Origin of the sequence: Blautia segnis, assembly GCF_014287535.1 — a bacterium.
GTDB lineage: Bacteria > Bacillota > Clostridia > Lachnospirales > Lachnospiraceae > Blautia_A > Blautia_A acetigignens.
The window spans coordinates 120,204-145,517 of sequence record NZ_JACOOT010000033.1; the positions used below are offsets into that span (position 1 = coordinate 120,204).

Consider the following 25,314-nt stretch of genomic DNA (forward strand, 5'->3'; position numbering starts at 1 on the left):
TCGAATTCGATTCAATTAGTGATTGTAGTATGTGAATAACAAGCCCTCTCCAGGCTGCATAATAGGCAGTTCGGAGGGGCTTGTTTCATCATTCGGGCATGTTTAAATTTAAGATATTAAGTTTGAGGAATAAAGGGGAATCCTGGTGCGTGTCAGGGCAGAATTCTTCCATCCGTGGAAATGGTATACACCTGCCATGGAAGGAATTTTCCGCTTGCTTTCATGGCATTTACGGCAGCCTGCTGGATTCCGCCGCAGCAGGGGACTTCCATGCGCACGATGGTCACGCTCTTAATATCGTTCTGGCGGATGATCTCTGTAAGCTTCTGGCTGTAGTCTATAGAATCCAGTTTTGGACATCCGATCAGGGTAATCTTTCCCTTAATGAAATCCTGGTGGAAATTTGCATAGGCGTAGGCAGTACAATCTGCTGCAATGAGAAGGTGTGCTCCGTCAAAGTAAGGCGCATTTACAGGTACAAGCTTAATCTGTACCGGCCACTGCTGAAGCTGGGATTCTGCCGGCATATTACAGCCAGGCTGAATGCCTGCAGTCATGTTTTTATCAGAAGAAAACTGTTGATTGGAAACAGGTGTATTCTGACTGCTATTGCTGCGGCTGCCAAAAAGGGAAGATGATTTTGCCTGAGCCGCATTTCCCCTGTGCAGCAGTTTTGCCATGCTTCCCGGGCATCCGGTGTGAGCCGGGGCAGCAGAAGCAGCTTCCAGTTTCTTCTTATTTTCCAGAACTGCGGCTTCATCGTAGGCAGCCGCTTCTCTTTCTACAAAGGAAATGGCATTTGTGGGACAGGCTGGGAGGCAGTCCCCCAGACCGTCACAGTAATCCTCCCGAAGGAGCTTCGCCTTTCCGTCCACCATGCCGATGGCACTTTCGTGGCAGGCCCGGGCACAAAGCCCGCAGCCGTTGCATTTTTCTTCATCTATATGAATGATTTTTCTGATCATGAAATTTTTCCTCCGTTATTATCCCAGCAGTGTGGCCAGATCTTCCTCCGGTGTAGTAATCGCCGCAATCCCGAAATTCTCTACCAGGTAATTCAGTACATTTGGGGAAAGGAATGCCGGCAGGGTCGGGCCAAGGCGGATGTTCTTGATTCCAAGATGCAGCAGGGTAAGCAAAATGGAAACTGCCTTCTGCTCATACCAGGAGAGCACCATGGAAAGAGGAAGCTCATTGACGCCACATCCAAATGCCTCTGCAAGAGCCACTGCCACCTTGATGGCACCATAAGCATCGTTGCACTGTCCCATATCCATCAGTCTCGGAAGACCTCCAATGGTTCCAAGATCCAGATCGTTGAAACGGTATTTTCCGCAGGCCAGAGTAAGGATCACGGAATCAGCAGGAGTCTGCTTCACGAAATCAGTGTAATAATTGCGCCCGCTTCTTGCGCCGTCACAGCCTGCCACCAGGAAGAAATGACGGATGGCGCCTTTTTTCACGGCATCGATTACCTGGTCAGCAACCCCGAGAATAGTGCCGTGTCCAAAGCCTGTGGTCAGGGAAGTGCCGCCATTGATTCCTGTAAACTGCTGATCCTCCTCATATCCGCCAAGCTCCAGTGCACGCTGGATCACCGGAGTGAAATCCTTTTCCCCGTCAATATGCACGGTTCCCGGGAAAGTTACAGTTCCGGTGGTAAAGACACGGTCCATGTAGCTTGGTTTCGGCGGCATCAGGCAGTTGGTTGTGAAAAGGATCGGCGCCGGAAGATTTGCAAATTCCTTCTGCTGATTCTGCCATGCAGTACCGAAGTTTCCTTTTAAGTGGCTGTATTTTTTCAGTTTCGGATAAGCGTGGCAGGGAAGCATTTCCCCGTGGGTGTAAATGTTGATTCCTTTTCCCTCAGTCTGCTCCAGAAGCAGTTTCAAGTCGTGGAGGTCATGTCCGGTGATGACGATGAAAGGTCCTTTTTCCACAGTCAGGGGTACGGTCACCGGGGAAGGTGTGCCGTATGTGGTGGTGTTTGCCCGGTCCAGAAGCTCCATGCAGGAAAGATTGTATTTGCCTACTTCCATGACAATGGGAAGCAGCAGGTCCATATCCCAGTCTTCGCCCAGCGCGAAAAGTGCTTTTCCGAAAAATTCATATACCTCCGGATCGGTATATCCAAGCGTCAGCGCATGGTAAGCGTAAGCCGCCATTCCGCGGATTCCAAAAAGAATCAGGGATTTCAGGGAGCGGATATCTTCCTGTGCATTCCAAAGGCGATTCATGTCGTAATCGTCATTGTGTCCGCATGGGGAAGCGCAGCCGCCGCAGTCCGGGCGAAGGCGGGCTTTTTCCTGATGGACACGGTCTGTAAGCTCTGCAATGGCTTTGTCATCGAAGCTTACGTTGGTAAGAGTGGCGAAAAGTCCTTCCACCATCAGCTTCCATGTGGAATCGGAAAGAGGAGCATTTTCGTCTGCCGCGTGTGCAAGCCCGATCAGCGCGCCGGTAAGCTCATCCTGAAGACGGGCGGTGTCAGCGGTTTTTCCACAGACCCCTTTGGCACCTGTACAGCCAGTACATCCGGCAGTCTGCTCACACTGAAAACAAAACATATTTTTTTCCATAGTAGATAACCTCCTGTGTAGTGTTTTATATTTATATAAGGAATAGTTCTGGTTAAAAGCCGCGGACAGCAGAGGAAACAATCACGAAAAGCTTTCCATTTCTGCTTCGTCCTTGACTTTACATGTGCACTATAATATAATTCAGACAACAAGTATGTTGTTAAAACAACAAAAGGAGAAAAAATGAATTTTGAATTTCTTTCCAGAACATTTCTTTTCCAGGGAACCAGTCCGGAGGAAACTCAGCATATGCTTTCCTGTCTGAATGCGGAGCCAAAAAGCTATCCTAAGGGAAGCGTAATCTGTCAGGTTGGGGACCAGATGAAAGCTATGGGACTTGTGCTGTCAGGCAGTGTTCATATTGAGAGCATTGATATGATGGGAAACAAAACTATTCTGAACCGGATCGCTCCGGGTCAGGTGTTTGGGGAAACTTACGCCTGCATTCCCGGGGAAAAGCTGCTGGTAGGGGTGACGGCTGCGGAGGACTGCCAGATTTTGTTCCTTGAAGTGGGAAAAATTTTCCGCACCTGCCCGGATACCTGTCCCTGTCACGAGAAGCTGATCCGCAACATGCTGATGGTCATGGCAAAAAAAAATCTGGAGCTTTCCAGACGAAGCCTTCACACTGCGCCAAAATCCATCCGGGGAAGGCTGATCTCCTATTTTTCCCAGGAGATGGTGCAGCAGGGCAGCAGTCGGTTTATTATTCCCTTTAACCGGCAGGAGCTTGCGGATTATCTGGGAGTGGACAGAAGTGCTCTGTCCAATGAGCTTGGGAAAATGCGAAAAGAAGGCATGATTGAAGTAAACAGAAACCAGATTCATTATCTGGAACAGGAGGATTAAAAGATGAAGTACGATTTTACAAGTATTTTGGACCGCAGGGGAAAGGATGCCATTGCAGTGGACGCTCCTTATGTGGAGGGCTGCTTTAATCATGAGTATTTTGCGGCTGCCACACTGAAAGAAGGGATGGACTGGATCCCTATGTGGGTTGCGGACATGAATTTCCCAACTGTGCCCACTGTGCAGAAAGCCGTCGTGGAGAGAACGGCCCATCCGGCATTCGGATATTTTTCCCCAAGGGACGAATATTTCGGGGAAATTATCAAGTGGCAGGAGACCAGAAACCAGGTGACCGGGCTGACCAAAGAGTGTATCGGGTATGAGAACGGCGTTCTGGGCGGCGTGATCAGTGCGCTGAATGTGCTTTGCTCAAAAGGGGACAGCGTGCTGGTGCATTCTCCAACTTATGTGGGATTTACCGGGGCTCTTACTAATAATGGATACTACATTGTACACAGTGCTTTGAAAAAAGACGAGGAAAATGTATGGCGCATGGACTTTGCCGACATGGAAAAGAAGATTGTGGAAAATCACATTCACGCCTGCATTATGTGCAGTCCCCATAATCCAACAGGTCGCGTCTGGGAGCGTTGGGAACTGGAAAAAGCTATGGAGCTTTTCAAGAAACATGATGTGTATGTGGTTTCCGATGAGATCTGGTCCGATCTGATCCTTGGGGAAAATAAACATATCCCTACCCAGATGATTTCTGAGGATGCGAGAAACCGCACCATTGCCATGTATGCGCCGTCCAAAACCTTTAACCTGGCCGGGCTGATCGGAAGCTACCATATTATCTATAATTCCTGGCTGCGTGACAGAGTGGACAAGGAATCCAGCCTGAGTCATTATAATGAGATGAATGTGCTGTCCATGTATGCGCTGATTGGTGCGTACCAGCCAGAAGGCTATGAGTGGGTGGATGAACTTCGCCAGGTGCTCACCGAGAACGTGGAGTTTGCATGCGATTATATTAAGGAACATTTCGATGAGGTGGAGGTGTCCAAGCCTCAGGGAACTTATATGCTGTTCCTGGATTGTGAGAAGTGGTGCAAAGCCCATGGCAAAAATATGGACGAGCTGGAGCGCGCCGGACTGGAAGTTGGAGTCATGTGGCAGGACGGCAGACCATTCCACGGGGAGTACGGCATCCGCATGAACCTGGCTCTGCCGCTGTCACGGGTGAAGGAAGCCTTTGAGCGGCTGGATAAGTTTGTTTTTAATGCGGAGTAAATGATTTTGAGACACATTCTAACATCATAAAACGCGAAGCGCCGCCTCCAGCCCGCGTACAAGATCTTCAAGTGCCATACTTGGTGTCGGTCGGTTCATAGTGGAAGTCTGAACCGGAATATAAGGGACATGGACGAATCCGCCCCGGGTATTGGGAAATTCATGATGAATGTGATACAAAACACCATACATCAGCTGATTGCACACGAATGTGCCTGCGGAATAAGAGATGGCAGCCGGAATTCCGGCGTTACGGATGGCAGCCACCATATCCTTGACAGGAAGCGTGGAAAAATACCCATCCGCGCCGTCCGCAAATACAGGCTCGTCATGTGGTTGGTTTCCCTGATTATCCGGGATGGCGGCATCCATGAGATTGATGGCAATCTGTTCCACAGTGATGGCAGTGCGACCTCCAGCCTGTCCAATGCAAAGGACAACATCCGGCTGGTGAAGCACCATGGCTTCATGAACCGCCTGGGTGGAAGCTCCGAATACGGTAGGGACAACAAGTTTAATAAGTTCCATATCCGGGGCTGGTGCCTGAATTTGTTTCAGCGCTTCCTGCGCCGGATTGACAGTTTCCCCTCCGAAAGGGTCAAATGCGGTCAGCAGAATTTTCATGGCAGTAAAACCTCCTGTAATAGTAGTTGGGATGTGTAAAAAATATTATAACAGACATGGAGGGAAGTTTGAACCGAAATCTGTCTGAAAATGTGTTGGCTTAGAGTATGTCCCCCAAAAGGCTTTCTGCAAGATGTGCGTCACAATTTGCGAGAGATTGCGGGAATGATTTTGGTGATACGCTCTAACGCAGTTTTGGCTAGATGTTTGATAAAAAAGTTTACAGAAGAACAAAAATGCAGTACGATATAGAAATAAAATTTGTAACTGTTCAGTACCTTCACAATACTGCCTCGCAGAATAGTTACTAAAATTTATAACAGCAGGAGAACGAACAAAATGAATTTAACACCCTATTTCAAAAGCATCATTGACCAGGACACTGCCTCTGTGGTGATCTGCAATCTGGCTCATGAGATCATCTACATGAATCCCCAGGCCATCGCCAATTATCACAAATGGGGCGGTGAGGCGCTGATCGGAAAAAGTCTTATGAACTGCCATAACCCCAAGTCCAAGGAGGTGATCGAGAAAGTCATCGCCTGGTTTGGCAAAAGCAAAGAACACAACCGCATCCACACTTTCTATAATGAAAAGCAAGCGAAAGACGTATACATGATTGCGCTTCGAGATGAAAACGGAACCCTCATCGGCTACTACGAAAAACACGAGTATCGAACAAGGGATGAAGAGCCTTTCTACAATTTTTAATGAAAAAAAGCATATGAACTTATCCCCACGGATAAAATTCATATGCTTTCTTTTTTTGCGTCGAAATGCGGCTTCCGCAGTTAGCTGAACACCGCGAACAGCGCTCCAAACAGCCCTGCACTTGCAGCTCCCATAATGATTCCAGCCAGCAGAACCCCCAGCATAACTGCAAGAACGCTGGACTTGAAATCCATATCCAGAAGGCTGGCAGCCAGAGTTCCGGTCCAGGCGCCTGTACCCGGAAGCGGGATTCCGACGAACAGAAGCAGTGCCAGAAACAGTCCCCGGCCCGCCTTTGCCTGAAGTGCCTTGCCGCCCTTTTCCCCCTTCTCCAGACAGAAGGTGAAGAAACGTCCGATCACAGGCTTATCCTTGCCCCATTCCAGTACCTTGCGCGCAAAGAAATAAATAAAGGGTACCGGAAGCATATTTCCGATGATTGCAATGATGTAAGCCTGAGTCAGCGGAATGCCGAACGCCACCGCATAAGGAATGGCCCCTCTAAGCTCGATCAGCGGCACCATGGAAATCAAAAAAACAATCAGATAACTTTTCATGTTCAAAATCTCCTCTTAAAATTCAATACAATGCCAATATACGTTGTCTTTCCCTGAAAAACAACTAATCTGGATTATTATACATGAAAATCCCACCGTTGAACAGAGCAAAACAGGGAAAAAATTTAGAAAAAAGTTAAGAAAAATTTATAACTTTTCCTGGAAATCTATTGACAGCAAAAGATTCCATGCTATAATAAAAACAAACATATGAATAATTGTTCATATGAAACAAAGAACATTTTCAAAAAGGAGATCACTACCATGAAAAAAACTTACAAAATCGACGTTGACTGTGCAAACTGTGCGAACAAGATGGAGGAAGCTGCTAAGAACACAGCTGGTGTTAAGAATGCAACTGTGAACTTCATGACACTGAAAATGATCGTTGAGTTTGAAGATGGACAGGAGCCGAAGGCAGTTATGCAGGAAGTCCTGAAGAACTGCAAGAAAGTAGAAGATGACTGCGAGATCTTCTTATAAGAAGAAAAAGAAATGCAGAATCGCCCGGAGCATGCCCAGAAGGTTTGGAGAGGTCCACATGCTCTGAAGCAACCGCCGGACAGAGTCGTGAGCTGTCCGGCTTTTCCAAAATGAATCCCGCGGTAATGCATCACCGCGATCCTATAAACTGGCAGCTTTGGCCAGAAATAATCCTAAATTTTCAATAATTAAAGGAGGCCATGCCCCGGCGGCATGAGAAATGCTATGAATAAAAAGCAGAAAAAAGTTCTGATCAGAATCATTATTACGTTTGTACTTCTGATCCTGCTGCGTTTTATTCCGGTAGAAGGCTATGTTCGAATGGCATTGTACATGATTCCTTATCTGGTAATCGGTTATGACATTCTGAAAAAAGCGTTCAAAGGAATCAAAAACAGGCAGGTATTTGATGAAAACTTCCTGATGGCAGTTGCTACCATCGGAGCCATTGCCCTGGGCGATTACCAGGAGGGAACATCCGTTATGCTGTTCTATCAGATTGGCGAGCTTTTCCAGAGCTATGCAGTAGGAAAGAGCAGACGAAACATCAGTGAGCTGATGGATATCCGCCCGGACTATGCAAATGTGGAGCGGGATGGCAAGCTGGAGAAGGTTGATCCGGATGAGGTTGAGGTTGGAACTGTGATCGTGGTTCAGCCTGGTGAGAAAATCCCCATTGATGGAATCATCGAAGAGGGAACTTCCACATTAAACACCAGCGCCCTGACCGGAGAGAGCCTTCCAAGAGATGCCAAAGCCGGAGAAGAAGTAATCAGCGGCTGCATCAACATGACAGGCGTGCTGAAAATCCGCACCACCAAAGAATTCGGCGAATCCACCGTTTCCAAGATTCTGGATCTTGTGGAAAATTCCAGTTCCAAGAAATCCAGATCCGAGAACTTTATTTCCAAATTCGCAAAATATTACACCCCTGCAGTCTGCTACAGTGCACTTGCACTTGCAATCATTCCGCCTCTTTGCAGAATGCTGTTTATGGGACTTTCACCGGAATGGGGTGACTGGATCTACCGTGCACTTACCTTCCTGGTAATCAGCTGCCCATGTGCACTTGTGATCAGTATTCCCCTTAGCTTTTTCGCAGGAATCGGCGGCGCCAGCAATCAGGGTGTCCTGGTAAAAGGTTCCAACTATCTGGAAGCACTTTCCCAGGCAAAGATCGTAGTATTTGATAAAACCGGGACCATGACAAAAGGTGTCTTCGAGGTAAGCGGAATCCATCACAGCCAGATGGAAGATGCCAAGCTTCTGGAATATGCAGCTTATGCAGAGTGTTCTTCCTCCCATCCAATCAGCAAAAGCCTTCAGAAAGCATACGGCAAGCCCATTGACCGAAACCGTGTAACCGACATTGAGGAAATCGGCGGAAACGGTGTAATCGCGAAGGTTGACGGCGTGCAGGTCGCAGCCGGAAATGCCAAGCTGATGAAGCGTCTTGGCATCGAATACAAAGACTGCCATCATGTAGGAACCGTTGTCCACATGGCAGTTGACGGCAAATATGCAGGACACATCCTGATTTCCGACATTCTGAAGCCTCATGCAAAAGAGGCCATCGCCAACCTGAAAAAGGCAGGCGTTGCCAAGACTGTTATGCTCACTGGAGATGCCCGCAATGTGGCAGAGTCCGTGGCAGCAGAGCTTGGAATCGGAGAAGTGCACAGTGAGCTTCTTCCGGCAGACAAGGTTGCCAAGGTGGAAGAGCTTCTGGCAAACAAATCTGAGAAAGAGAAGCTGGTATTCGTTGGGGATGGAATCAACGATGCGCCGGTTCTTTCCAGAGCAGATATCGGAATCGCCATGGGTGCTCTCGGATCAGATGCTGCAATTGAAGCAGCCGACGTTGTCCTGATGGATGACGACCCTGTGAAAATCGCCAAAGCCATCCGCATTTCCAGAAAGTGCATGCGCATTGTATATGAGAATATTTACTTCGCAATTGGAGTCAAGCTGATCTGCCTGATCCTGGGCGCACTTGGTATTGCAAACATGTGGGTTGCCATTTTCGCAGATGTAGGAGTTATGGTTCTCGCAGTACTTAACGCGATCCGCACATTGTTTGTAAAGAATCTTTAATGATACAGAGAGATGCCGCTGAAAGATGACATCTATGTTTTAGAAACAAAAGAGGGGGCAGAGAATTTTGCCCCCTGAATTCATATAATGAAATTCAGTGAACGGATACAACGGATATTAAGGAATAAGCATATTGATTTGCTTGATATTTCGTTGTATTGTTATTTGGATATCTATAAAATGAGGTGCCTGATTATGAAAAAAGATACAGAGAAAGAGGTTGAAACCTGCGATTGCTGTGAGGTTCACGAAAACCTTCTTCAGATCGTAAACGAAACTCTTCCGGAGGAAAATGAACTTTATGATCTTGCAGAGCTTTTTAAGGTGTTTGGAGATTCCACAAGAATCCGCATTCTGTTTGTGCTTTTTGAGGCAGAGGTATGCGTGTGCGATCTTGCCAAGGCTCTGAACATGACACAGTCGGCTATTTCTCATCAGCTTCGCATTCTGAAGCAGAATAAGCTGGTAAAAAGCCGCCGGGAGGGCAAATCCATTTTTTATTCTCTGGCAGACGAGCATGTGCGCACCATTATCGACCAGGGAAGAGAGCACATTGAAGAAGAATAACAAGGCTGCAAGTGAACGGTAAAATAACAGGCTCTGAAGGGGTTGACTTCCTGGAGCCAATTTGATATATTAAATACACTTGTAGATTCCGTGAGGGAGTAGTTTGCGCGAAAGCGTGGTTTGTCAACAGTCGCGGCTTTGGTTCATTTTGGACCTTGCCTGGCAAATCTTAAAGAATGAGACTCATGTATGTCTGTTTTTGGCATACATGAGTCTTTTTACGTTTTGGAATTTTATACCTGCGCTATTGCCTTATAAGGAATCTCTAAAAAGGAAAAAATAATTATAACAAGAGTAAAGGAGAATGTTATGCAGGATTTTATTAATGGATTGCCAATCGCAGCAGTTATCCTGCTGTTGCTGGCAGGCTTTGCCTTCCTGGTAAAGGGTGCTGATCTTTTTGTAGAAGGAAGTTCCAGCATTGCAAGGAAATTAAAGGTTCCGCCTATTATCATCGGTCTTACCATCGTAGCCATGGGAACCTCACTTCCGGAAACCGCAGTCAGTGTAACGGCTTCTATGGTGCAGAATAATGAGCTTGCAGTCAGCAATGTGGTAGGCTCCAATATTTTTAATCTGATGTTTGTAATCGGTGTCTGCTCCATGTTGACTCCCATCATGGTACAAAAGGTAACTCTGATCAGAGATATTCCCTTGTCCTTTGGATGTGCCCTGTTGCTGCTTGTGCTGGGAATTCTTGGCATAGGTGATAAAACAGGAATGACACTTGGACATATAGACGGAATTGTTTTTCTTATTATATTTGCTGTATATATTTTCACAATGGTGCAAAGTGCAATGAAGGCCAGAGCGGCAGGACAGAAGGTTGAGATAGAAGGTGTTGAGGCCTGCGAAACGAAAGAACTGTCATATGCAAAAAGCATCCTCTTTCTCATCGTAGGAGCCGGTGCCATTGCATTTGGAGGCGATCTGACCGTTGATACTGCCAGCAGAATTGCAATCAAGCTTGGAATGAGCCAGACTCTGGTAGGCCTTACCATTGTATCCATCGGAACCTCACTTCCGGAGCTTGTAACCTCTATAGTTGCGGCCAGAAAGAATGAAGTGGATATGGCAATCGGAAATGCGGTAGGCTCCAATATTTTTAACATTCTGATGGTACTTGGAATTTCAGCAACCATCAGCCCGGTTGCTCTGCTTAGAGAAAATATCATCGATATTATTATCCTTATGATATTCACAGTGCTTGTGTGGCTTTTTGCAGGAACAAAAAGAAAAATCAGCCGTAAAGAGGGTATTATTATGGCACTGACTTATCTGGTTTACTGTGGATATATTATAATTCGTTAATCAGACTTACGTTAAAAAAAGCTTTTATCCGTTCCCTTTGGATAGATAAAAGCTTTTTTATGATAAATACACACGTTAAAGTACATTGCTGATGAAAATCTCCAGGCCGATTGCGATCAGGATCACGCCGCCTAAAATATCTGCTTTGTTGGAAAGCTTTGTACCGAAGCGTTTCCCAAGGGAAAGCCCCGTCATACAGATAAAAAAAGTAACCACAGCAATGATCACAGAACAGACAAGAGCCATCAGCCAGTCATAATTGGCGATGGTAAAGCCTACAGACAAAGCGTCAATGGAGGTGGCAACTCCCTGGATAAAAAGTGCTTTAAGACCAATCCCTGAAAATTCTTCCTCTTCCCCATTTCCCCGGATGCCGTTTATCAGCATGGAACCGCCGATATAAGCCAGCAGGATCAATGCAATCCATGGAATAAATTTCTCAAAAGACCGGAAGGATTCCACAATGGTATGAACACATAGCCAGCCGGCCATAGGCATAAAGGCCTGGAATCCGCCGAAGATCCCGGCAATACCGCACATTTTTCGGACTCTCATTTTGGGCTCATGAAGGCCGTTGGCAAGAGAGACAGAAAACGCATCCATTGCAAGCCCAACTCCCAGAAGAGCACTGTTGAGAAAAAAGACAAAGCTGTAACTCATTTTTACTTTCCTCCATATTTTAACTAGAGCGTGTTTGAAAAAGGCTTTCTGCAAGATGTGCGTCACAATTTGTGGGAATGATTTTTCAAACACGCTCTAAAAAGCATGAAAAAAGACCCGATATATAACCATCGCTATATATTGGGTCATCAACAATCTTATAAAAGGACAGACTCCATGTATAGCACCAGTTATACATGAGTCTCGCAATTTAATGCAAGCCAGACCAAAGCATTACTTTCTAACAGCTGTCGGCCGGTGTGTTGACTTGCCACGTGTGAATAACACGCTTGCTACTCCCTCACAGGGAAACCTTGTTTTGTAACTCTAGCAGATAAAAAAGAGTTTGTCAATAATATTTCTCAATAATATTGACATCCTGAAAAAATTAGAATAAACTAACCCCTGTAACAAGATAAAATTTCTCAATAAGGGGAATCATATGATGTGAGTGTCAATAAGTATAAATTGCTTATTTGTGCGAGCACAAACGCAATTTATACTTTTGACACTTACATCATCATATCATACATAGGAAAAGAGGACAGTACATATGACGTTAAAAGATCTTCCTATCGGAAAAACCGCTACTGTGACAGTAGTAGGCGGAGAGGGAGCCCTAAGACAGCATTTTCTGGATATGGGAATCATTCCCATGGCAGATGTGACAATGGTGAAATATGCACCTATGGGTGATCCTATTGAAATACGGATCCACAGCTACGAGCTGACCCTGCGCCTTGCAGATGCAGCCAAAATTGAAATCGAAAACATTAGAGATGCGAAAGCTCCAAAGAGAAACGAGCGTGCCAAAGCCATTCCTCATCCGGGACTTGGAGAAGGAGGCAAATACCACGAAAAGACAGATGAGCATCCCCTTCCGGAAGGAGAGCTTCTTACCTTCGCACTGGCAGGAAACCAGAACTGCGGCAAGACTACCCTGTTCAACCAGCTGACCGGCTCCAATCAGCATGTGGGAAATTTCCCGGGGGTAACTGTTGACCGTAAGGACGGTGCCATCCGCGGAAAAAAGAACACTCTTGTAACAGACCTTCCGGGAATTTATTCCATGTCACCTTATTCCAGCGAGGAAATCGTAACCAGAAGCTTTATTCTGGAGCAGAAGCCGAAGGGAATCATCAACATTGTAGACGCCACCAACATTGAACGAAATCTTTATCTGACCATGCAGCTGATGGAGCTGGATGTGCCCATGGTACTGGCACTGAATATGATGGACGAGGTAAGACAAAACGGCGGAGCTGTTTTGGTAAACCAGATGGAGGAGCTTCTTGGAATTCCTGTTGTTCCTATTTCAGCGGCAAAAAACGAAGGAATCGATGAGCTTGTAGCCCATGCCATTCATGTGGCAAAATATCAGGAACGCCCCAAACGGCTGGATTTTTGTGATGCCAATGACGATGGCGGAGCAGTTCACAGATGTCTTCACGGAATTATGCACCTGATCGAGGATCATGCCCAGAAGGCAGACATTCCGGTGCGCTTTGCAGCCAGCAAGCTTGCAGAGGGAGATGAGCTGATCCTGGAAAAGCTGAAGCTGGATCAGAATGAGAAGGAAACCTTAGAGCATATTGTAAAACAGATGGAAGCGGAAAGAGGCCTTGACCGTTCTGCAGCCATTGCACACATGCGCTTTGATTTTATTGAAAAGGTCTGTGACGAGACGGTTGTCAAGCCTCATGAAAGCAAGGAGCATTTAAGAAGCCAGAAGATGGATAAGATCCTTACCGGCAAATATACAGCAATTCCCTGCTTTGCAGGCATTATGGCTCTTGTGTTCTGGCTTACCTTCAGTGTGATCGGAAAAGGACTTTCAGATGTTCTTGACATGGGAATTTCCAGTCTGACAAATGCAGTGGATCAGCTGCTGACTGCCTGGAACGTAAATGATGTGCTTCATTCTCTTGTAATTGACGGTATTTTCAACGGTGTTGGAAGCGTACTCAGCTTTTTGCCTGTAATCGTCACCCTGTTTTTCTTTTTGTCTCTTCTGGAAGACAGCGGATACATGGCAAGAGTTGCCTTTGTAATGGATAAGCTTCTTCGTAAGATCGGACTTTCCGGACGAAGCATTGTGCCAATGCTGGTTGGCTTTGGCTGTACGGTTCCGGGAGTGATGGCAAGCAGAACACTTCCCTCTGAGCGTGACCGTAAGATGACCATTCTTCTTACTCCGTTTATGAGCTGCTCTGCAAAGCTTCCGATTTATGCATTCTTTACAGCAGCATTTTTCCCGAAATATGGGGCACTTGTAATGGTGGCACTTTATTTTGGCGGAATTCTGATGGGAATTCTGACGGCGTTGATTTTCGGCAAAACCCTGTTCAAGGGCGAGGCAGTGCCCTTTGTAATGGAGCTTCCGAATTACCGTCTTCCGGGAGCGAAAAATGTAGGGCAGCTGCTCTGGGAAAAAGCAAAGGATTTCCTGCAGAGAGCCTTTACGGTTATCTTTGTGGCAACAATTGTAATCTGGTTCTTACAGACCTTTGACCTGCATCTGAATATTGTGACAGATTCCAAGGACAGTATTCTGGCAGTTGTGGCAGGTATGGTGGCACCTGTATTTAAGCCTCTTGGCTTTGGAGACTGGAGATTTTCCACAGCCCTTGTCACAGGCTTTATGGCAAAGGAGAGCGTGGTTTCCACACTGTCCATTTTGTTTGGCAGCACGGCAGCCCTGACAGAGGTGCTGACACCCCTTGCAGCAGTCTGTCTTCTTACCTTCTGCCTTCTGTATACACCATGTGTGGCAGCTATTGCTTCTGTGAAGCGGGAGCTGGGTGGAAAATGGGCAGCAGAGGTGGTAATTATGCAGTGCGCAGTAGCCTGGGTTGCGGCATTTTTAGTAAAAATCATCGGCGTTTTCCTCGGATTTTGAGAAAAATGACTATTTTTCATTTTTGTTAAAATAAATATTGACTATTGGTCATTTTGGGTTATACTATAGTACGAAAGAAATGAATTAAGGAGATGACATCAATGGTCAAAGTAGGAAAATGGATAGCCAAGCATAAGGTTCTGGTTCTTCTTATCGGGCTTTTGCTGGTAATCCCGTCTGTGATCGGAATTGCAGAGACAAGAGTTAATTACGATCTGTTAAGTTACCTGCCGGATACCCTTGAAACTGTAAAGGGTCAGGATATTCTGGTGGATGAGTTTGGAATGGGCGCCTTTTCCATGGTAATCGTGGAAAATATGGAAATGAAGGATGTCCAGAAGCTGGAGGATGAGTTCAGCCAGGTAGAGCATGTTAAGGATGTTCTCTGGTATGATGATGTGGCAGATATCACCCTTCCTGTGGAAATGATTCCTGAGAAATACAGAAAGGTATTTATCAATGGCGACGCCACCATGATGCTGGTACTGTTTGATAATACCACATCCTCCGATGATTCCATGGAAGCCATTACAGAGCTTCGTAAGATTGCCAATGAGCAGTGCTTCCTTAGTGGTATGACAGGTGTTGTTACGGATATTAAGAATATTGCCATGCAGGAGCTGCCGATTTACGTTGTGATCGCAGCTGTGCTCAGCCTGATCGTTCTGGAGCTGACAAGCGGATCCTTCGTTGTTCCCTTCCTGTTCTTGCTTAGTATCGGACTGGCAATCCTCTATAACCTGGGCAGCAATATTATATTGGGAGAGACCTCCTATATTACGCAGGCACTTACTGCAGTCCTTCAGCTTGGTGTAACAATGGACTATTCCATTTTCCTTCTCAACAGCTATGAAGAGAATAAGAAGCGTTTCCCCGGTGAGAAAGACCGGGCCATGGGTCATGCCATTGCAAATACCTTCAAGTCTGTAGCAGGAAGCTCCGTTACAACGGTTGCCGGCTTTGTTGCACTTTGTGTTATGACCTTTGCCCTTGGACGTGACCTTGGTATTGTTATGGCAAAAGGCGTTGTCATTGGTGTTGTCTGCTGCGTAACCATTCTCCCTGCACTGGTTCTGTTCTTTGACAAACCAATTGAGAAGACACAGCATAAGCTTCTGTTTTCCAGAATGGATAAGCCATCTGCTTTTATTACAAAGCATTATAAGGCATGGGTTGTTATTTTCCTGGTTCTTTTGTTCCCGGCTATTTACGGAAACAATCATACACAGATTTATTACAACATTGCAGAATCCCTTCCGGCTACCCTGGACTGCAACATTGCAAACAATGAGCTGGAGAAAACATTTGCAGTAGGAAATATCCATATGGTTATGATGGATAATGACATGGATCCCAAGCAGAAGCAGAAGATGCTAAGCGAAATCGATGAGGTTGAGGGTGTAAAGTGGAGTCTGGGTATGAATTCCCTGATCGGCTCAACTGTTCCGGAATCCATGATACCAAGTGATCTGAAGAAGATTTTTAAGGGTGACCAGTATGAGCTTGCATTTGTCTGCTCCGAGTATGAATCTGCAACAGATGAGGTAAATGCCCAGCTTGCCAAGATCAATGAAATCGTTAAGAAATATGATGATACAGCAATGGTAATCGGCGAGGCACCGCTTATGAAGGACCTTCAGGATACGACAGATGCCGACCTGGTACGTGTAAATGTTATTTCCATCGGTGCTATTTTCCTGATCATCCTGATCATTTTCAAATCAATTTCCCTGCCTATTATTCTGGTTGCGGTTATTGAATTTGCGATTTTTGTAAACATGGCGATTCCGTTCTATCAGGGAATCAGTCTTCCGTTTGTTGCAAGTATTGTCATCGGTGCCATCCAGTTAGGAGCCACAGTTGACTATGCGATTCTGATGACCACCCGTTATCAGAGAGAGAGACAGCATGGTAAGGATAAGAAGGAAGCCATCAGCATTGCCCATAAGACCAGCATGCCGTCCATCATCAGCAGTGGTCTTAGCTTCTTCGCAGCAACCTTCGGTGTTTCCTGTTATTCACAGGTTGAGATGATCGGTTCTATCTGTACACTGCTTGCACGTGGTGCCATCATCAGTATGGTAGTCGTACTGTTCATTCTGCCGGCTATGTTCATGATCTTCGATAAGCTGATCTGCGTAACCTCCATCGGCTTCCTTGGAGATAAGAAAGCAGCGAAAGCAAAATAAAACATACATAGGAAAAATAAGTCCTGCTTCTAAGATGAGGCGGGACTTTTTTCGGTTGAATATAGGGAAAGAAAACGGTATAATTGAATTGCTGTTCAATTAAGTGGCGGTAAAATGCCTTCCGCAAGGAAAGGGCGCACCGCGATACAGGCAGCAGATAAGGAGTGAAGTGACAGATGACACTGAAAGAGATACTGACCCAGGTGCAGCAGGGAACCCTTTCCCCGGACGCAGCAGGGACGATGATCCGACAGGATGGATATAAAGAAATGGATTATGCCAAACTGGATACAGGCAGGAAAGCCCGTACCGGTTTTGCGGAGGTAATCTATTGCAGCAATAAGGCAGATGAGCATCTGCTGAAAATTTTTGAAAGATTGTACCATGAGGAGGGCGAAGTGCTGGGAACCAGAGCATCCCAGTCGCAGTATGAGCTTGTGCGGGAAAAATTCCCCCAGGTTCAGTACGATCCCCTTTCCCGGATTCTGAAAATAGAGAAGCTGGATAAGGTTCACGAGGGCAAAATCGCTGTGTGCACAGCTGGCACCGCAGATATTCCCGTTGCGGAGGAAGCTGCCCAGACAGCAGAGTATTTTGGTACCCATGTGGAGCGGATTTATGATGTGGGAGTCAGCGGAATGCACCGTCTGTTTTCCAGACTTGAGGTAATCCAGGAAGCCAACTGCGTGGTAGCAGTGGCAGGCATGGAGGGCGCCCTGGCAAGCGTCATGGGCGGACTGGTAAGCCGTCCGGTGATTGCAGTGCCTACCTCTGTGGGATACGGCGCCAATTTCCACGGACTGTCTGCCCTTCTCACTATGATCAATTCCTGCGCAAACGGAATTGCAACCGTCAACATCGACAATGGATACGGTGCCGGCTATCTGGCTACGCAGATTAACCGTCTGGCACTGGGAAAATAAGGAGACAAAATGGGAAAAACATTATATTTGGAATGCTATTCCGGAATCAGCGGGGATATGACAGTAGCAGCCCTTTTGGACTTGGGCGCAGATCAGGAAGTACTGGGAAAAGTACTTGCAAGCCTGCCCGTGCAGGGCTTCGAGACCAAAATCAGCCGTGTAAAGAAATCCGGAATTGACGCATGTGACTTCGACGTAATCCTGGACGCCGAGATCGACGGACATGATCATGATATGGAGTATTTACATGGACATGAGCATCCTGCAGAGGCAGCACAGCTGAGTAAGATGGAAGTGCATGCGCATAGTCATGAAGAAGAGCATAGCCATGAGCATGTACACGCTCACCAGCACTCTCATAGTCACGAAGAAGAACATTCACATGGACACACACACAGCCATGAAGAGGAACCTAATCATGAGCATGTCCATACTCACGATAACGAACATGAACATTCTCATAATCAGGAAGACCATGCGCATGAGCACACACACAGCCATGATGGTGAGCATACCCATGATCACCACCACCATCACCAGCACCGCGGCATGAAAGGAATCCGCCAGATTATTGCTGCCGCCGACATGACCGAAAACGCGAGAAAAATCTCCCTGGACATTTTCGAAATACTTGCCCAGGCGGAAGCCAAAGCCCACAACGTGCCCGCAGAGGAAGTTCATTTCCACGAAGTTGGCGCCGTAGACTCCATTGTAGATATTTTATCCGTGGCAGTCTGCCTGGACAACCTTGGAATCACAGACGTGATCATCCCTGTATTATATGAAGGAATCGGCACCATCCGCTGCCAGCACGGCATCCTTCCGGTTCCCGTTCCTGCCGTCACCAACATTGTACAGCAGTGCGGCCTGGACCTTAAGATTACCCAGGTAAAAGGCGAGCTTGTCACCCCAACAGGCGCCGCAATCGTAGCCGCAGTGCGCACCGGCAAAACACTTCCGGAGAATTTCGAAATTGAAAAAATCGGCATCGGAGCCGGCAAACGAACCTACGAATGCCCGGGAATCCTCCGCGCCATGCTGATTCGAAACACAGACTCCGACCAATCCAGCGATGACAAAGACGTTATCTACAAACTGGAAACCAACATCGACGATTGCAGCGGTGAAGTCCTTGGCTTCGTAATGGAGCGCCTTTTTGAAGCAGGCGCAAGAGACGTCCACTACACCCCTGTATATATGAAGAAAAATCGCCCAGCATGGCTGCTCACCGTAATCTGCAAGGAAGAAGATGTCCCCGGCATGGAAGCCCTGATTTTCGCAGAGACCACCAGCATCGGCATCCGCAAGGCAAGAATGGAGCGTACCATTTTACCAAGACGCAAAGAAAAAGTCATGATCCCCTTCGGCGAAGTGGAAGTAAAAATCTGCGGCCCGGAAGGCGCCCAGAAGTGCTACCCGGAATACGAAAGCCTTGCCAAAATCTGCCGCAAAACCGGAATCTCCTACGCCGAAGCCTATCAGATGGCCGTAGAAGCCAGCCGGAACCGAGGTTAATATTGCAACCCATGGTAGAGTGTGCTAAAATACAGCTTAGTTTTTTCGGAGACACAATCTCCGGGAAAGCCAATCTATTTATACAATGGAGTGAATATGAAGAAATACATTGACAATTTCAGACAATACCAGTTCCTGTTAAGCGAGCTGGTAAAAAAAGGAATCAAGCTGAAATACCGCCGTTCCTATCTCGGTATTGTATGGTCAATGCTGGAGCCTTTGCTTTCCATGATCGTACTGACCATCGTATTCGGAACTCTCTATGGAAACAAAGACAGAACCTTCCCTGTATACATTCTGACAGGACGTCTTCTGTACAGCTTTTATTCACAGGCCACCAAAGCAGCGCTGAAATCCATCCGTGCCAACTCCGGCATGATCAAGAAGGTATATGTACCCAAGTATTTATACCCCCTTTCAGCCGTTGCTTATAACTATGTAATTTTCCTGATCTCCCTTTTGGTGCTTGCAATCGTAAGCGTGATCCTTGGAGTGAAGCCTACCATTTATCTGCTTCAGGCTCCGGTGCCGCTGCTTATTATCCTGCTTTTCTCTTATGGAAGCGGAATGCTTCTTGCAACCATCGGCGTATTTTTCCGGGATATTGAATATCTGTGGTCCGTAGCCCTGATGATGATCATGTACACCTGCGCGATTTTCTACTATCCAAGCAAGCTCCTTAAGAGCGGCTGGGCATGGATCCTGAAATTCAACCCGCTGTACTGCATCATCCAGATTTTCCGTTCCGCAATTTTCGGAAAGCCTATGTATCCGCCATATGTATTATATGCAGTGGGATTCAGCGTTATGATCACCATTGTGGGCGTAATCTGCTTCCGAAAAAAGCAGGATCAGTTTATTCTTTATATTTAAGGAGAAAATATGAGCCAGAATGCCATAGAAGTAAATGATGTAAGTATGAAATTCAACCTGAGCCGCGAGAAGGTTGACAGCTTAAAGGACTACATTTTTAAAGCCATCAAAGGTGAACTCCAGTACAATGAGTTCTGGGCTCTCAGAGACATTAATTTCAGCGTGGAAAAAGGAGACCGTGTGGGAATACTGGGCCTTAATGGAGCTGGAAAAAGTACCCTTCTTAAGGTAATCTCCGGCGTATTCAAGCCCACCACAGGAAGCGTGAAAAAGCACGGCAAAATGGTTCCTCTTCTGGAACTTGGCGCAGGCTTTGAGCCCCAGTACACTGGAACCGAGAACATTTATCTTTACGGTTCCATGCTTGGCTATACCAAGGATTTTATTGACAGCAAATACGAGGAGATTGTGAAATTTTCCGAGCTTCAGAAATTTATGGATGTTCCGGTGAAAAATTATTCATCCGGTATGAAATCAAGGCTTGGATTTTCCATCGCCACAGTTGTGGAGCCCCAGATTCTGATCCTGGACGAGGTGCTTTCCGTCGGAGATGCCAAGTTCCGTAAGAAAAGCGAGAAGAAGATCATGAGCATGTTCGACTCCGGTGTCACCGTGCTTTTCGTATCCCATTCCCTGGAGCAGGTTATGCGTCTTTGCAACAAAGCCATGATCCTGGAAAAAGGCCAGCTGCTTGCATACGGCGATATTGGCCCTATCGCAGAGCAGTACAGCCAGATGATCAACTAAAACGATAAAAAGAGCTTGACACAAACATCTGTGTGCTATATAGTTAAAAGCACATGTGATGAAAAGAAAGGAAAGGAGGCAGTAATATGAATATCACAGGAATAAGAAACAATCATTTACATGAAAACCTGAGATTAAGGAATATCCAGCTGCCTGCTTTTATGGACTGCGAAGCGATGTGAGAAGGGCTTTTTCTTAGATAAAAGCATCCTAAGAATTGGACGGATTCACACAGAGCGAATATTGCAGTGACTTTTGCGTATACAGGACATCCCTTGATTCAGAGGGGTGTCCTTTTTTTACTGTCAATTTTGACAAATGCATATGGCGCAGTTCCCATAAAGCACAATGCGTTATTTAGGGGAGCTTACGCGAAGTGCTTTTGTCTGGACCAGAAGAGCAAAAGAAAAGCAGGAAGTAAAACCAAAACAGGGGGAAAGTATGAAATCAAAAAGAAAAACTGACAAATTCCGGATCATTTTCCGTTTCCTGAAAGGAAATATCCGGTTTTTAGTGGGAACCTTAGTGTTTTCCGTGCTGTTTACAGCATGCAACGCACTGATCCCGCAAATCGTGAAATACACGGCAGACCATATTCTGGTGCTGGATGGAATCCCGGATGGTCTGAACGTGCGGCAGGCCTTGTTACTGGCCGCCATTCTGGTGGTAGCCGCAGCTGTTTTGTCGGGGATTTTTAATTACCTGAGTAAAATGTGCCTGGCAAAAGGCTCCGAGAATTTTTTGAAATCCATCCGTGATACCTTGTATCATCATACCCAGTATCTGCCATTTTCCTGGCATGTACAGCATCAGACCGGAGAAATCATCCAGAGGTGCACCTCAGACGTGGAAGTCATCCGCAACTTTGTGTGCCGGCAGCTTCCAGAGGTGTTCCGAATCTGTTTTCTGATTATTTTGTATCTGGGAATCATGTTTTCCATGAATGTGCCCATCACCCTGGCGGCGGCAGCCTTTTTCCCGGTGATCATCGGCTATTCCGCATTCTTTCATTCCCGGATCGGGAAGCGGTTCCAGGATGCCGACGAGGCGGAAGGCGCCCTTTCCAGCACCGTGCAGGAGAACCTGACAGGAGTGCGGGTGGTCCGTGCCTTTGGACGTGAGAAATACGAGATCGACCGCTTTGACCAGAAAAACAACGCCTACTCAGACCTCTGGGTTTACCTGGGGAAGCTGATGAGTGTGTTCTGGGCATCTGGCGATCTGATCACCAACCTGCAGGTATTGACGGTTATGGTTCTGGGCGTGGTGTTCGCTGTGGAAGGAAGGATCACCCTTGGCGAATTTATTGCTTTTCTTTCCTACAACGCCTCCCTCACCTGGCCGGTGCGAAGCCTGGGCAGAATCATCTCCGATATGAGTAAGGCAGGCGTTTCCATGGAGCGTGTGGCTTATATTCTGGAAGCAGAGGAAGAGGATGCGACAGATGCCAATAACAAGCCAGCGCTGACCGGAGACATCTGTTTCCGCAATGTGTCCTTCGCTTATTCCCTGGATCACCCGATTTTGAAAAACATCAACTTCACCATCCCAGCAGGCAGCACCTTCGCCATCCTTGGCACCACAGGCAGCGGCAAATCCACCATGGTCCATCTTCTGAACCGCCTGTACGATCTGCCAGAGGGATGCGGAAGCATCACCATCGGCGGCACGGACATCCGTGACATCGACCGCCAGTATCTGCGCCAGAACATCGGAATGGTCCTTCAGGAACCCTTCCTTTTCTCCCGGACCATCCGGGAAAACATCGGCATCACAAAGGAGCAGCTTCTGGATGAGGAAATCCGCCATGCAGCGGAAATTGCCTGTGTGGACGAGTCCATCCTGCATTTTACCGACGGATACGACACCATTGTGGGAGAGCGCGGCGTCACCTTATCAGGCGGTCAGAAGCAGCGAGTGGCAATTGCCCGCATGCTGATGAAGCAGGCTCCGGTGCTGGTATTTGACGATTCCCTTTCCGCAGTAGATACCGAGACAGACAACAAGATCCGCAAAGAACTGAAAAAAGAGATGGAGAAAGCCACGGTCATTATGATTTCCCACAGAATCACTTCCCTTATGCAGGCAGACTGCATTATTGTCATGGACAAAGGGGAAATCCAGCAGATGGGAACTCACGACCAGCTGATCCAGCAGGACGGACCATACAAAGATATTTATGAGATACAGATGAACAGTGACATTCGTCTCATGGAAGGAGGTGCAGTATGCGAATAGAAGAAAAAGAATATACCAAATCCATAGACCTTTCCATCTGGAAAAAAATATTTCCCTTTCTTGCACCAAGAAAAAATACATTGATCATGGTTGTGCTGATGAATCTGCTTTGTTCAGTTGTGGACATTATTATGCCTTTGTTCCAGCGCCATGCCATTGATTCCTTTATTGAGAAGAATACCCTGTCAGGCCTTGGTGGATTTATCCTTTTGTATATTGCCGTGATCGTGTTCCAGATGTGTACGGTAATCTGCTTTACCAGAGGATGCATGAAAATTGACGTGGAAACAGGCCGCGATATGAAGCGCGCCCTGTTTGTCCACCTTCAGAAACTGTCCTTTTCCTATTACAACGCCACTCCGGTAGGATATATTCTCTCCAGGGTAATGAACGATGTGGCAAGGATCACCGAGCTGATCGCCTGGGATGTGATCGACATGCTCTGGGCCATTTCCTATGTGGTTGGCGTGCTTGTGGCAATGCTTTTCCTGAACTGGAAACTGGCACTGGTGATCATGATGATCGTACCGGCTATTGCCGTGCTCACCTGGTACTTCCAGAACCGGATCCTTACCTGGAACCGTCAGGTACGCAAGATCAATTCCAAGATCACAAGCGGCTACAACGAGGGGATTATGGGCGCAAAAACGGTGAAGTCCCTGGTGGTGGAGGAGAAAAATTTCGGCGAATTTTCCGCAGTAACAGAGGAAATGCGAAGTGCCTCCATCAAAGCAGCAAGACTGAACGCCATTTACATTCCTATGGTAGCGTTTTTCGGTTTTTTGGCTACTGCCCTTGTGCTGGACCGCGGCGGAATTATGGTACTTGACGGACGGCTGGATCTGGGAACCCTTGCTGCCTTTACTGCTTATGCAGTAGGAATCTTCGAGCCAATCCAGAGACTTGCCGGAATTTTGTCCCAGTGCATTTCCGCGCAGGCAAATATTGAGAGGGTGACCTCCCTTCTGGAAGAGAAGCCCCAGGTGGTAGATTCCCCGGAAGTGCTGGAGAAATACGGTGATTTCTTTGATCCCCACAAGGAGAACTGGGAGCCTATTAAAGGTGACATTGAGTTTGAGCACGTTTCCTTCCAGTATCCAGACGGAAAAGAAGAGGTATTAACCGACTTCAACCTGAAAATCCCGGCTGGCACCAACGTGGCAATCGTAGGAGAGACCGGTGCTGGCAAAAGTACGCTGGTCAATCTGGCCTGCCGTTTCTTCGAGCCGACGAAAGGCAGAATCCTGATCGACGGCAGGGATTACCGGGAGAGAAGCCAGCTGTGGCTGCACAGTAATATTGGCTATGTGCTTCAGAATCCTCACCTGTTTTCCGGCACGGTAATGGAGAACATCCGCTATGGAAGACTGGATGCCACAGACGAAGAGGTGAAGGCAGCTGCCCGGGCAGTACATGCGGATGAGGTTGCCGAGAAACTGGATAAGGGCTATGACAGCGATGTAGGAGAGGGCGGCGACCGTCTTTCCACAGGAGAGAAGCAGCTCCTTTCTTTTGCCAGGGCAGTTCTTGCGGACCCCGCCATCTTCGTTCTGGATGAGGCAACCTCCTCCATTGACACCAAAACCGAGCAGCTGATCCAGCAGGCTACAGACAAGCTTCTGAAAGGAAGAACCTCCTTCCTCATTGCCCACCGTCTGTCCACCATCCGGAACGCAGATCTGATCCTAGTAGTGCGGGATGGAAAAATCGTAGAGCAGGGCAGGCACCTGGAGCTGCTGGAAAAGAAGGGCTATTACTATCAGCTGGTACGGCAGCAGTTCGCAGATGAGGAGTCACGGAAGGTGTTGAGGTAGAGCGTGTTTGGCAGATATGTACATCTGTCTGCCCCTGGCGAAAAATAATGCATGAAATTTGTATAATTATACTTGACTTCCCAAAACTTTGGTAGTAAAATTACTTCAGTTCGTTAAACAACTAAATTTAAAAAGGATTAAATTCCTTGAAGGGAAGCAGTAGGAACAGGAAGCTTGTCTACAGAGAGCTGCGCAGGTGGAAAGCAGCGTCAGGTCTGTTTTGAAGATCATCCCCGAGAAGGGAAGCCGAACGCTTCACAGGACAAGTAGGTTTCCACGGTTGTTCCCCGTTATCGGAACCACGTATGTCGGTACGTTGTCTTTTCGTACTTGTTTCAAAGGAGAAACAGGGTGGTTGCGGCCTTATATAGTCCGTCCCTAGTTTAGGGGCGGACTTTTTGCGTGAAAGTCCCGGACAGCAGCCTTGCATCTCCCATGCTTGCATGGG

Annotated in this window: 21 protein-coding genes, 1 pseudogene and 1 other annotated feature; of the genes and pseudogenes, 16 read left to right on the forward strand and 6 right to left on the reverse strand. The window is 47.0% G+C overall.

Features of this window, described 5'->3' with window-relative positions:
• Positions 1–152: 152 nt before the first annotated feature.
• Positions 153–965: a 4Fe-4S binding protein gene (locus H8S54_RS14295; protein ID WP_021925471.1), complete on the reverse strand. Its 813-nt coding sequence runs from the start codon at positions 963–965 to the stop codon at positions 153–155.
• Positions 966–983: 18 nt separating this feature from the next.
• Complete coding sequence (gene hcp / locus H8S54_RS14300; protein ID WP_186901708.1) at positions 984–2,579, reverse strand: hydroxylamine reductase; 1,596 nt, start codon at positions 2,577–2,579, stop codon at positions 984–986.
• A 183-nt stretch (positions 2,580–2,762) separates the two neighbouring features.
• On the opposite strand from hcp, the gene H8S54_RS14305 reads away from it, so the two are divergent.
• Positions 2,763–3,428 carry a Crp/Fnr family transcriptional regulator gene (locus tag H8S54_RS14305; protein WP_021925473.1) on the forward strand — a complete coding sequence of 222 codons (666 nt, stop codon included), beginning with the start codon at positions 2,763–2,765 and terminating at the stop codon, positions 3,426–3,428.
• Between the two features lie 3 nt (positions 3,429–3,431).
• On the forward strand, positions 3,432–4,661 hold the full coding sequence (locus tag H8S54_RS14310; protein ID WP_021925474.1) for a MalY/PatB family protein: 1,230 nt from the start codon (positions 3,432–3,434) through the stop codon (positions 4,659–4,661).
• A 24-nt stretch (positions 4,662–4,685) separates the two neighbouring features.
• Here H8S54_RS14310 and pcp read toward each other — a convergent pair whose 3' ends face one another.
• Complete coding sequence (gene pcp / locus H8S54_RS14315; RefSeq protein WP_021925475.1) at positions 4,686–5,285, reverse strand: pyroglutamyl-peptidase I; 600 nt, start codon at positions 5,283–5,285, stop codon at positions 4,686–4,688.
• A 339-nt stretch (positions 5,286–5,624) separates the two neighbouring features.
• On the opposite strand from pcp, the gene H8S54_RS14320 reads away from it, so the two are divergent.
• Positions 5,625–5,996 carry a PAS domain-containing protein gene (locus H8S54_RS14320; RefSeq protein WP_117854195.1) on the forward strand — a complete coding sequence of 124 codons (372 nt, stop codon included), beginning with the start codon at positions 5,625–5,627 and terminating at the stop codon, positions 5,994–5,996.
• A gap of 80 nt (positions 5,997–6,076) precedes the next feature.
• Here the strand turns inward: H8S54_RS14320 and H8S54_RS14325 are convergent, their stop codons facing one another.
• Positions 6,077–6,553, reverse strand: a complete 477-nt coding sequence (locus H8S54_RS14325) for a COG2426 family protein (RefSeq protein ID WP_021925477.1) — start codon at positions 6,551–6,553, stop codon at positions 6,077–6,079.
• A gap of 264 nt (positions 6,554–6,817) precedes the next feature.
• On the opposite strand from H8S54_RS14325, the gene H8S54_RS14330 reads away from it, so the two are divergent.
• From H8S54_RS14330 to H8S54_RS14345, 4 genes are all read left to right on the forward strand, one after another.
• Positions 6,818–7,036 (forward strand): cation transporter, encoded by a 219-nt coding sequence (locus tag H8S54_RS14330; RefSeq protein ID WP_021925478.1) that lies wholly within the window; start codon positions 6,818–6,820, stop codon positions 7,034–7,036.
• A 225-nt stretch (positions 7,037–7,261) separates the two neighbouring features.
• Positions 7,262–9,130: a heavy metal translocating P-type ATPase gene (locus H8S54_RS14335; protein ID WP_173765442.1), complete on the forward strand. Its 1,869-nt coding sequence runs from the start codon at positions 7,262–7,264 to the stop codon at positions 9,128–9,130.
• A 195-nt stretch (positions 9,131–9,325) separates the two neighbouring features.
• The gene (locus H8S54_RS14340) at positions 9,326–9,697 is read left to right on the forward strand and encodes an ArsR/SmtB family transcription factor (RefSeq protein WP_117854197.1); all 372 of its coding nucleotides are present in this window, start codon (positions 9,326–9,328) and stop codon (positions 9,695–9,697) included.
• A 309-nt stretch (positions 9,698–10,006) separates the two neighbouring features.
• A complete protein-coding gene (locus H8S54_RS14345; protein WP_186901709.1) occupies positions 10,007–11,008 on the forward strand; it encodes a calcium/sodium antiporter in 1,002 nt (333 codons plus the stop codon).
• 75 nt (positions 11,009–11,083) lie between these two features.
• On the opposite strand, the gene H8S54_RS14350 is transcribed toward H8S54_RS14345, so the two are convergent.
• Both H8S54_RS14350 and H8S54_RS19105 read right to left on the reverse strand, forming a co-directional pair.
• Positions 11,084–11,668: a manganese efflux pump MntP gene (locus H8S54_RS14350; protein ID WP_186901710.1), complete on the reverse strand. Its 585-nt coding sequence runs from the start codon at positions 11,666–11,668 to the stop codon at positions 11,084–11,086.
• 19 nt (positions 11,669–11,687) lie between these two features.
• A complete protein-coding gene (locus H8S54_RS19105; RefSeq protein ID WP_317259474.1) occupies positions 11,688–11,750 on the reverse strand; it encodes a DUF6783 domain-containing protein in 63 nt (20 codons plus the stop codon).
• Between H8S54_RS19105 and H8S54_RS19435 the strand changes: the two are divergent.
• The 9 genes and pseudogenes from H8S54_RS19435 to H8S54_RS14390 all read left to right on the forward strand — a co-directional run.
• Positions 11,722–11,796, forward strand: a pseudogene (locus H8S54_RS19435) (hypothetical protein); the annotation flags it as partial. The gene H8S54_RS19105 and the pseudogene H8S54_RS19435 sit on opposite strands and share 29 nt — an antisense overlap.
• A gap of 425 nt (positions 11,797–12,221) precedes the next feature.
• The gene (gene feoB, locus H8S54_RS14355) at positions 12,222–14,567 is read left to right on the forward strand and encodes a ferrous iron transport protein B (protein ID WP_021925483.1); all 2,346 of its coding nucleotides are present in this window, start codon (positions 12,222–12,224) and stop codon (positions 14,565–14,567) included.
• 101 nt (positions 14,568–14,668) lie between these two features.
• On the forward strand, positions 14,669–16,756 hold the full coding sequence (locus tag H8S54_RS14360; RefSeq protein WP_021925484.1) for an efflux RND transporter permease subunit: 2,088 nt from the start codon (positions 14,669–14,671) through the stop codon (positions 16,754–16,756).
• 176 nt (positions 16,757–16,932) lie between these two features.
• Complete coding sequence (larB, locus tag H8S54_RS14365) at positions 16,933–17,679, forward strand: nickel pincer cofactor biosynthesis protein LarB (protein WP_021925485.1); 747 nt, start codon at positions 16,933–16,935, stop codon at positions 17,677–17,679.
• 9 nt (positions 17,680–17,688) lie between these two features.
• Positions 17,689–19,194, forward strand: a complete 1,506-nt coding sequence (gene larC / locus H8S54_RS14370) for a nickel pincer cofactor biosynthesis protein LarC (RefSeq protein WP_021925486.1) — start codon at positions 17,689–17,691, stop codon at positions 19,192–19,194.
• A 96-nt stretch (positions 19,195–19,290) separates the two neighbouring features.
• Positions 19,291–20,067, forward strand: coding sequence for an ABC transporter permease (locus H8S54_RS14375; RefSeq protein WP_021925487.1), 777 nt, complete (start codon positions 19,291–19,293; stop codon positions 20,065–20,067).
• A 9-nt stretch (positions 20,068–20,076) separates the two neighbouring features.
• Positions 20,077–20,814, forward strand: a complete 738-nt coding sequence (locus H8S54_RS14380; protein WP_021925488.1) for an ABC transporter ATP-binding protein — start codon at positions 20,077–20,079, stop codon at positions 20,812–20,814.
• Between the two features lie 441 nt (positions 20,815–21,255).
• Complete coding sequence (locus tag H8S54_RS14385; protein WP_186901711.1) at positions 21,256–23,052, forward strand: ABC transporter ATP-binding protein; 1,797 nt, start codon at positions 21,256–21,258, stop codon at positions 23,050–23,052.
• Positions 23,043–24,866 carry an ABC transporter ATP-binding protein gene (locus tag H8S54_RS14390; RefSeq protein ID WP_186901712.1) on the forward strand — a complete coding sequence of 608 codons (1,824 nt, stop codon included), beginning with the start codon at positions 23,043–23,045 and terminating at the stop codon, positions 24,864–24,866. Before H8S54_RS14385 ends, H8S54_RS14390 begins: the two co-directional genes overlap by 10 nt.
• A 137-nt stretch (positions 24,867–25,003) precedes the next feature.
• Positions 25,004–25,249, forward strand: a binding site (T-box leader).
• The last annotated feature ends 65 nt before the right edge of the window (positions 25,250–25,314 follow it).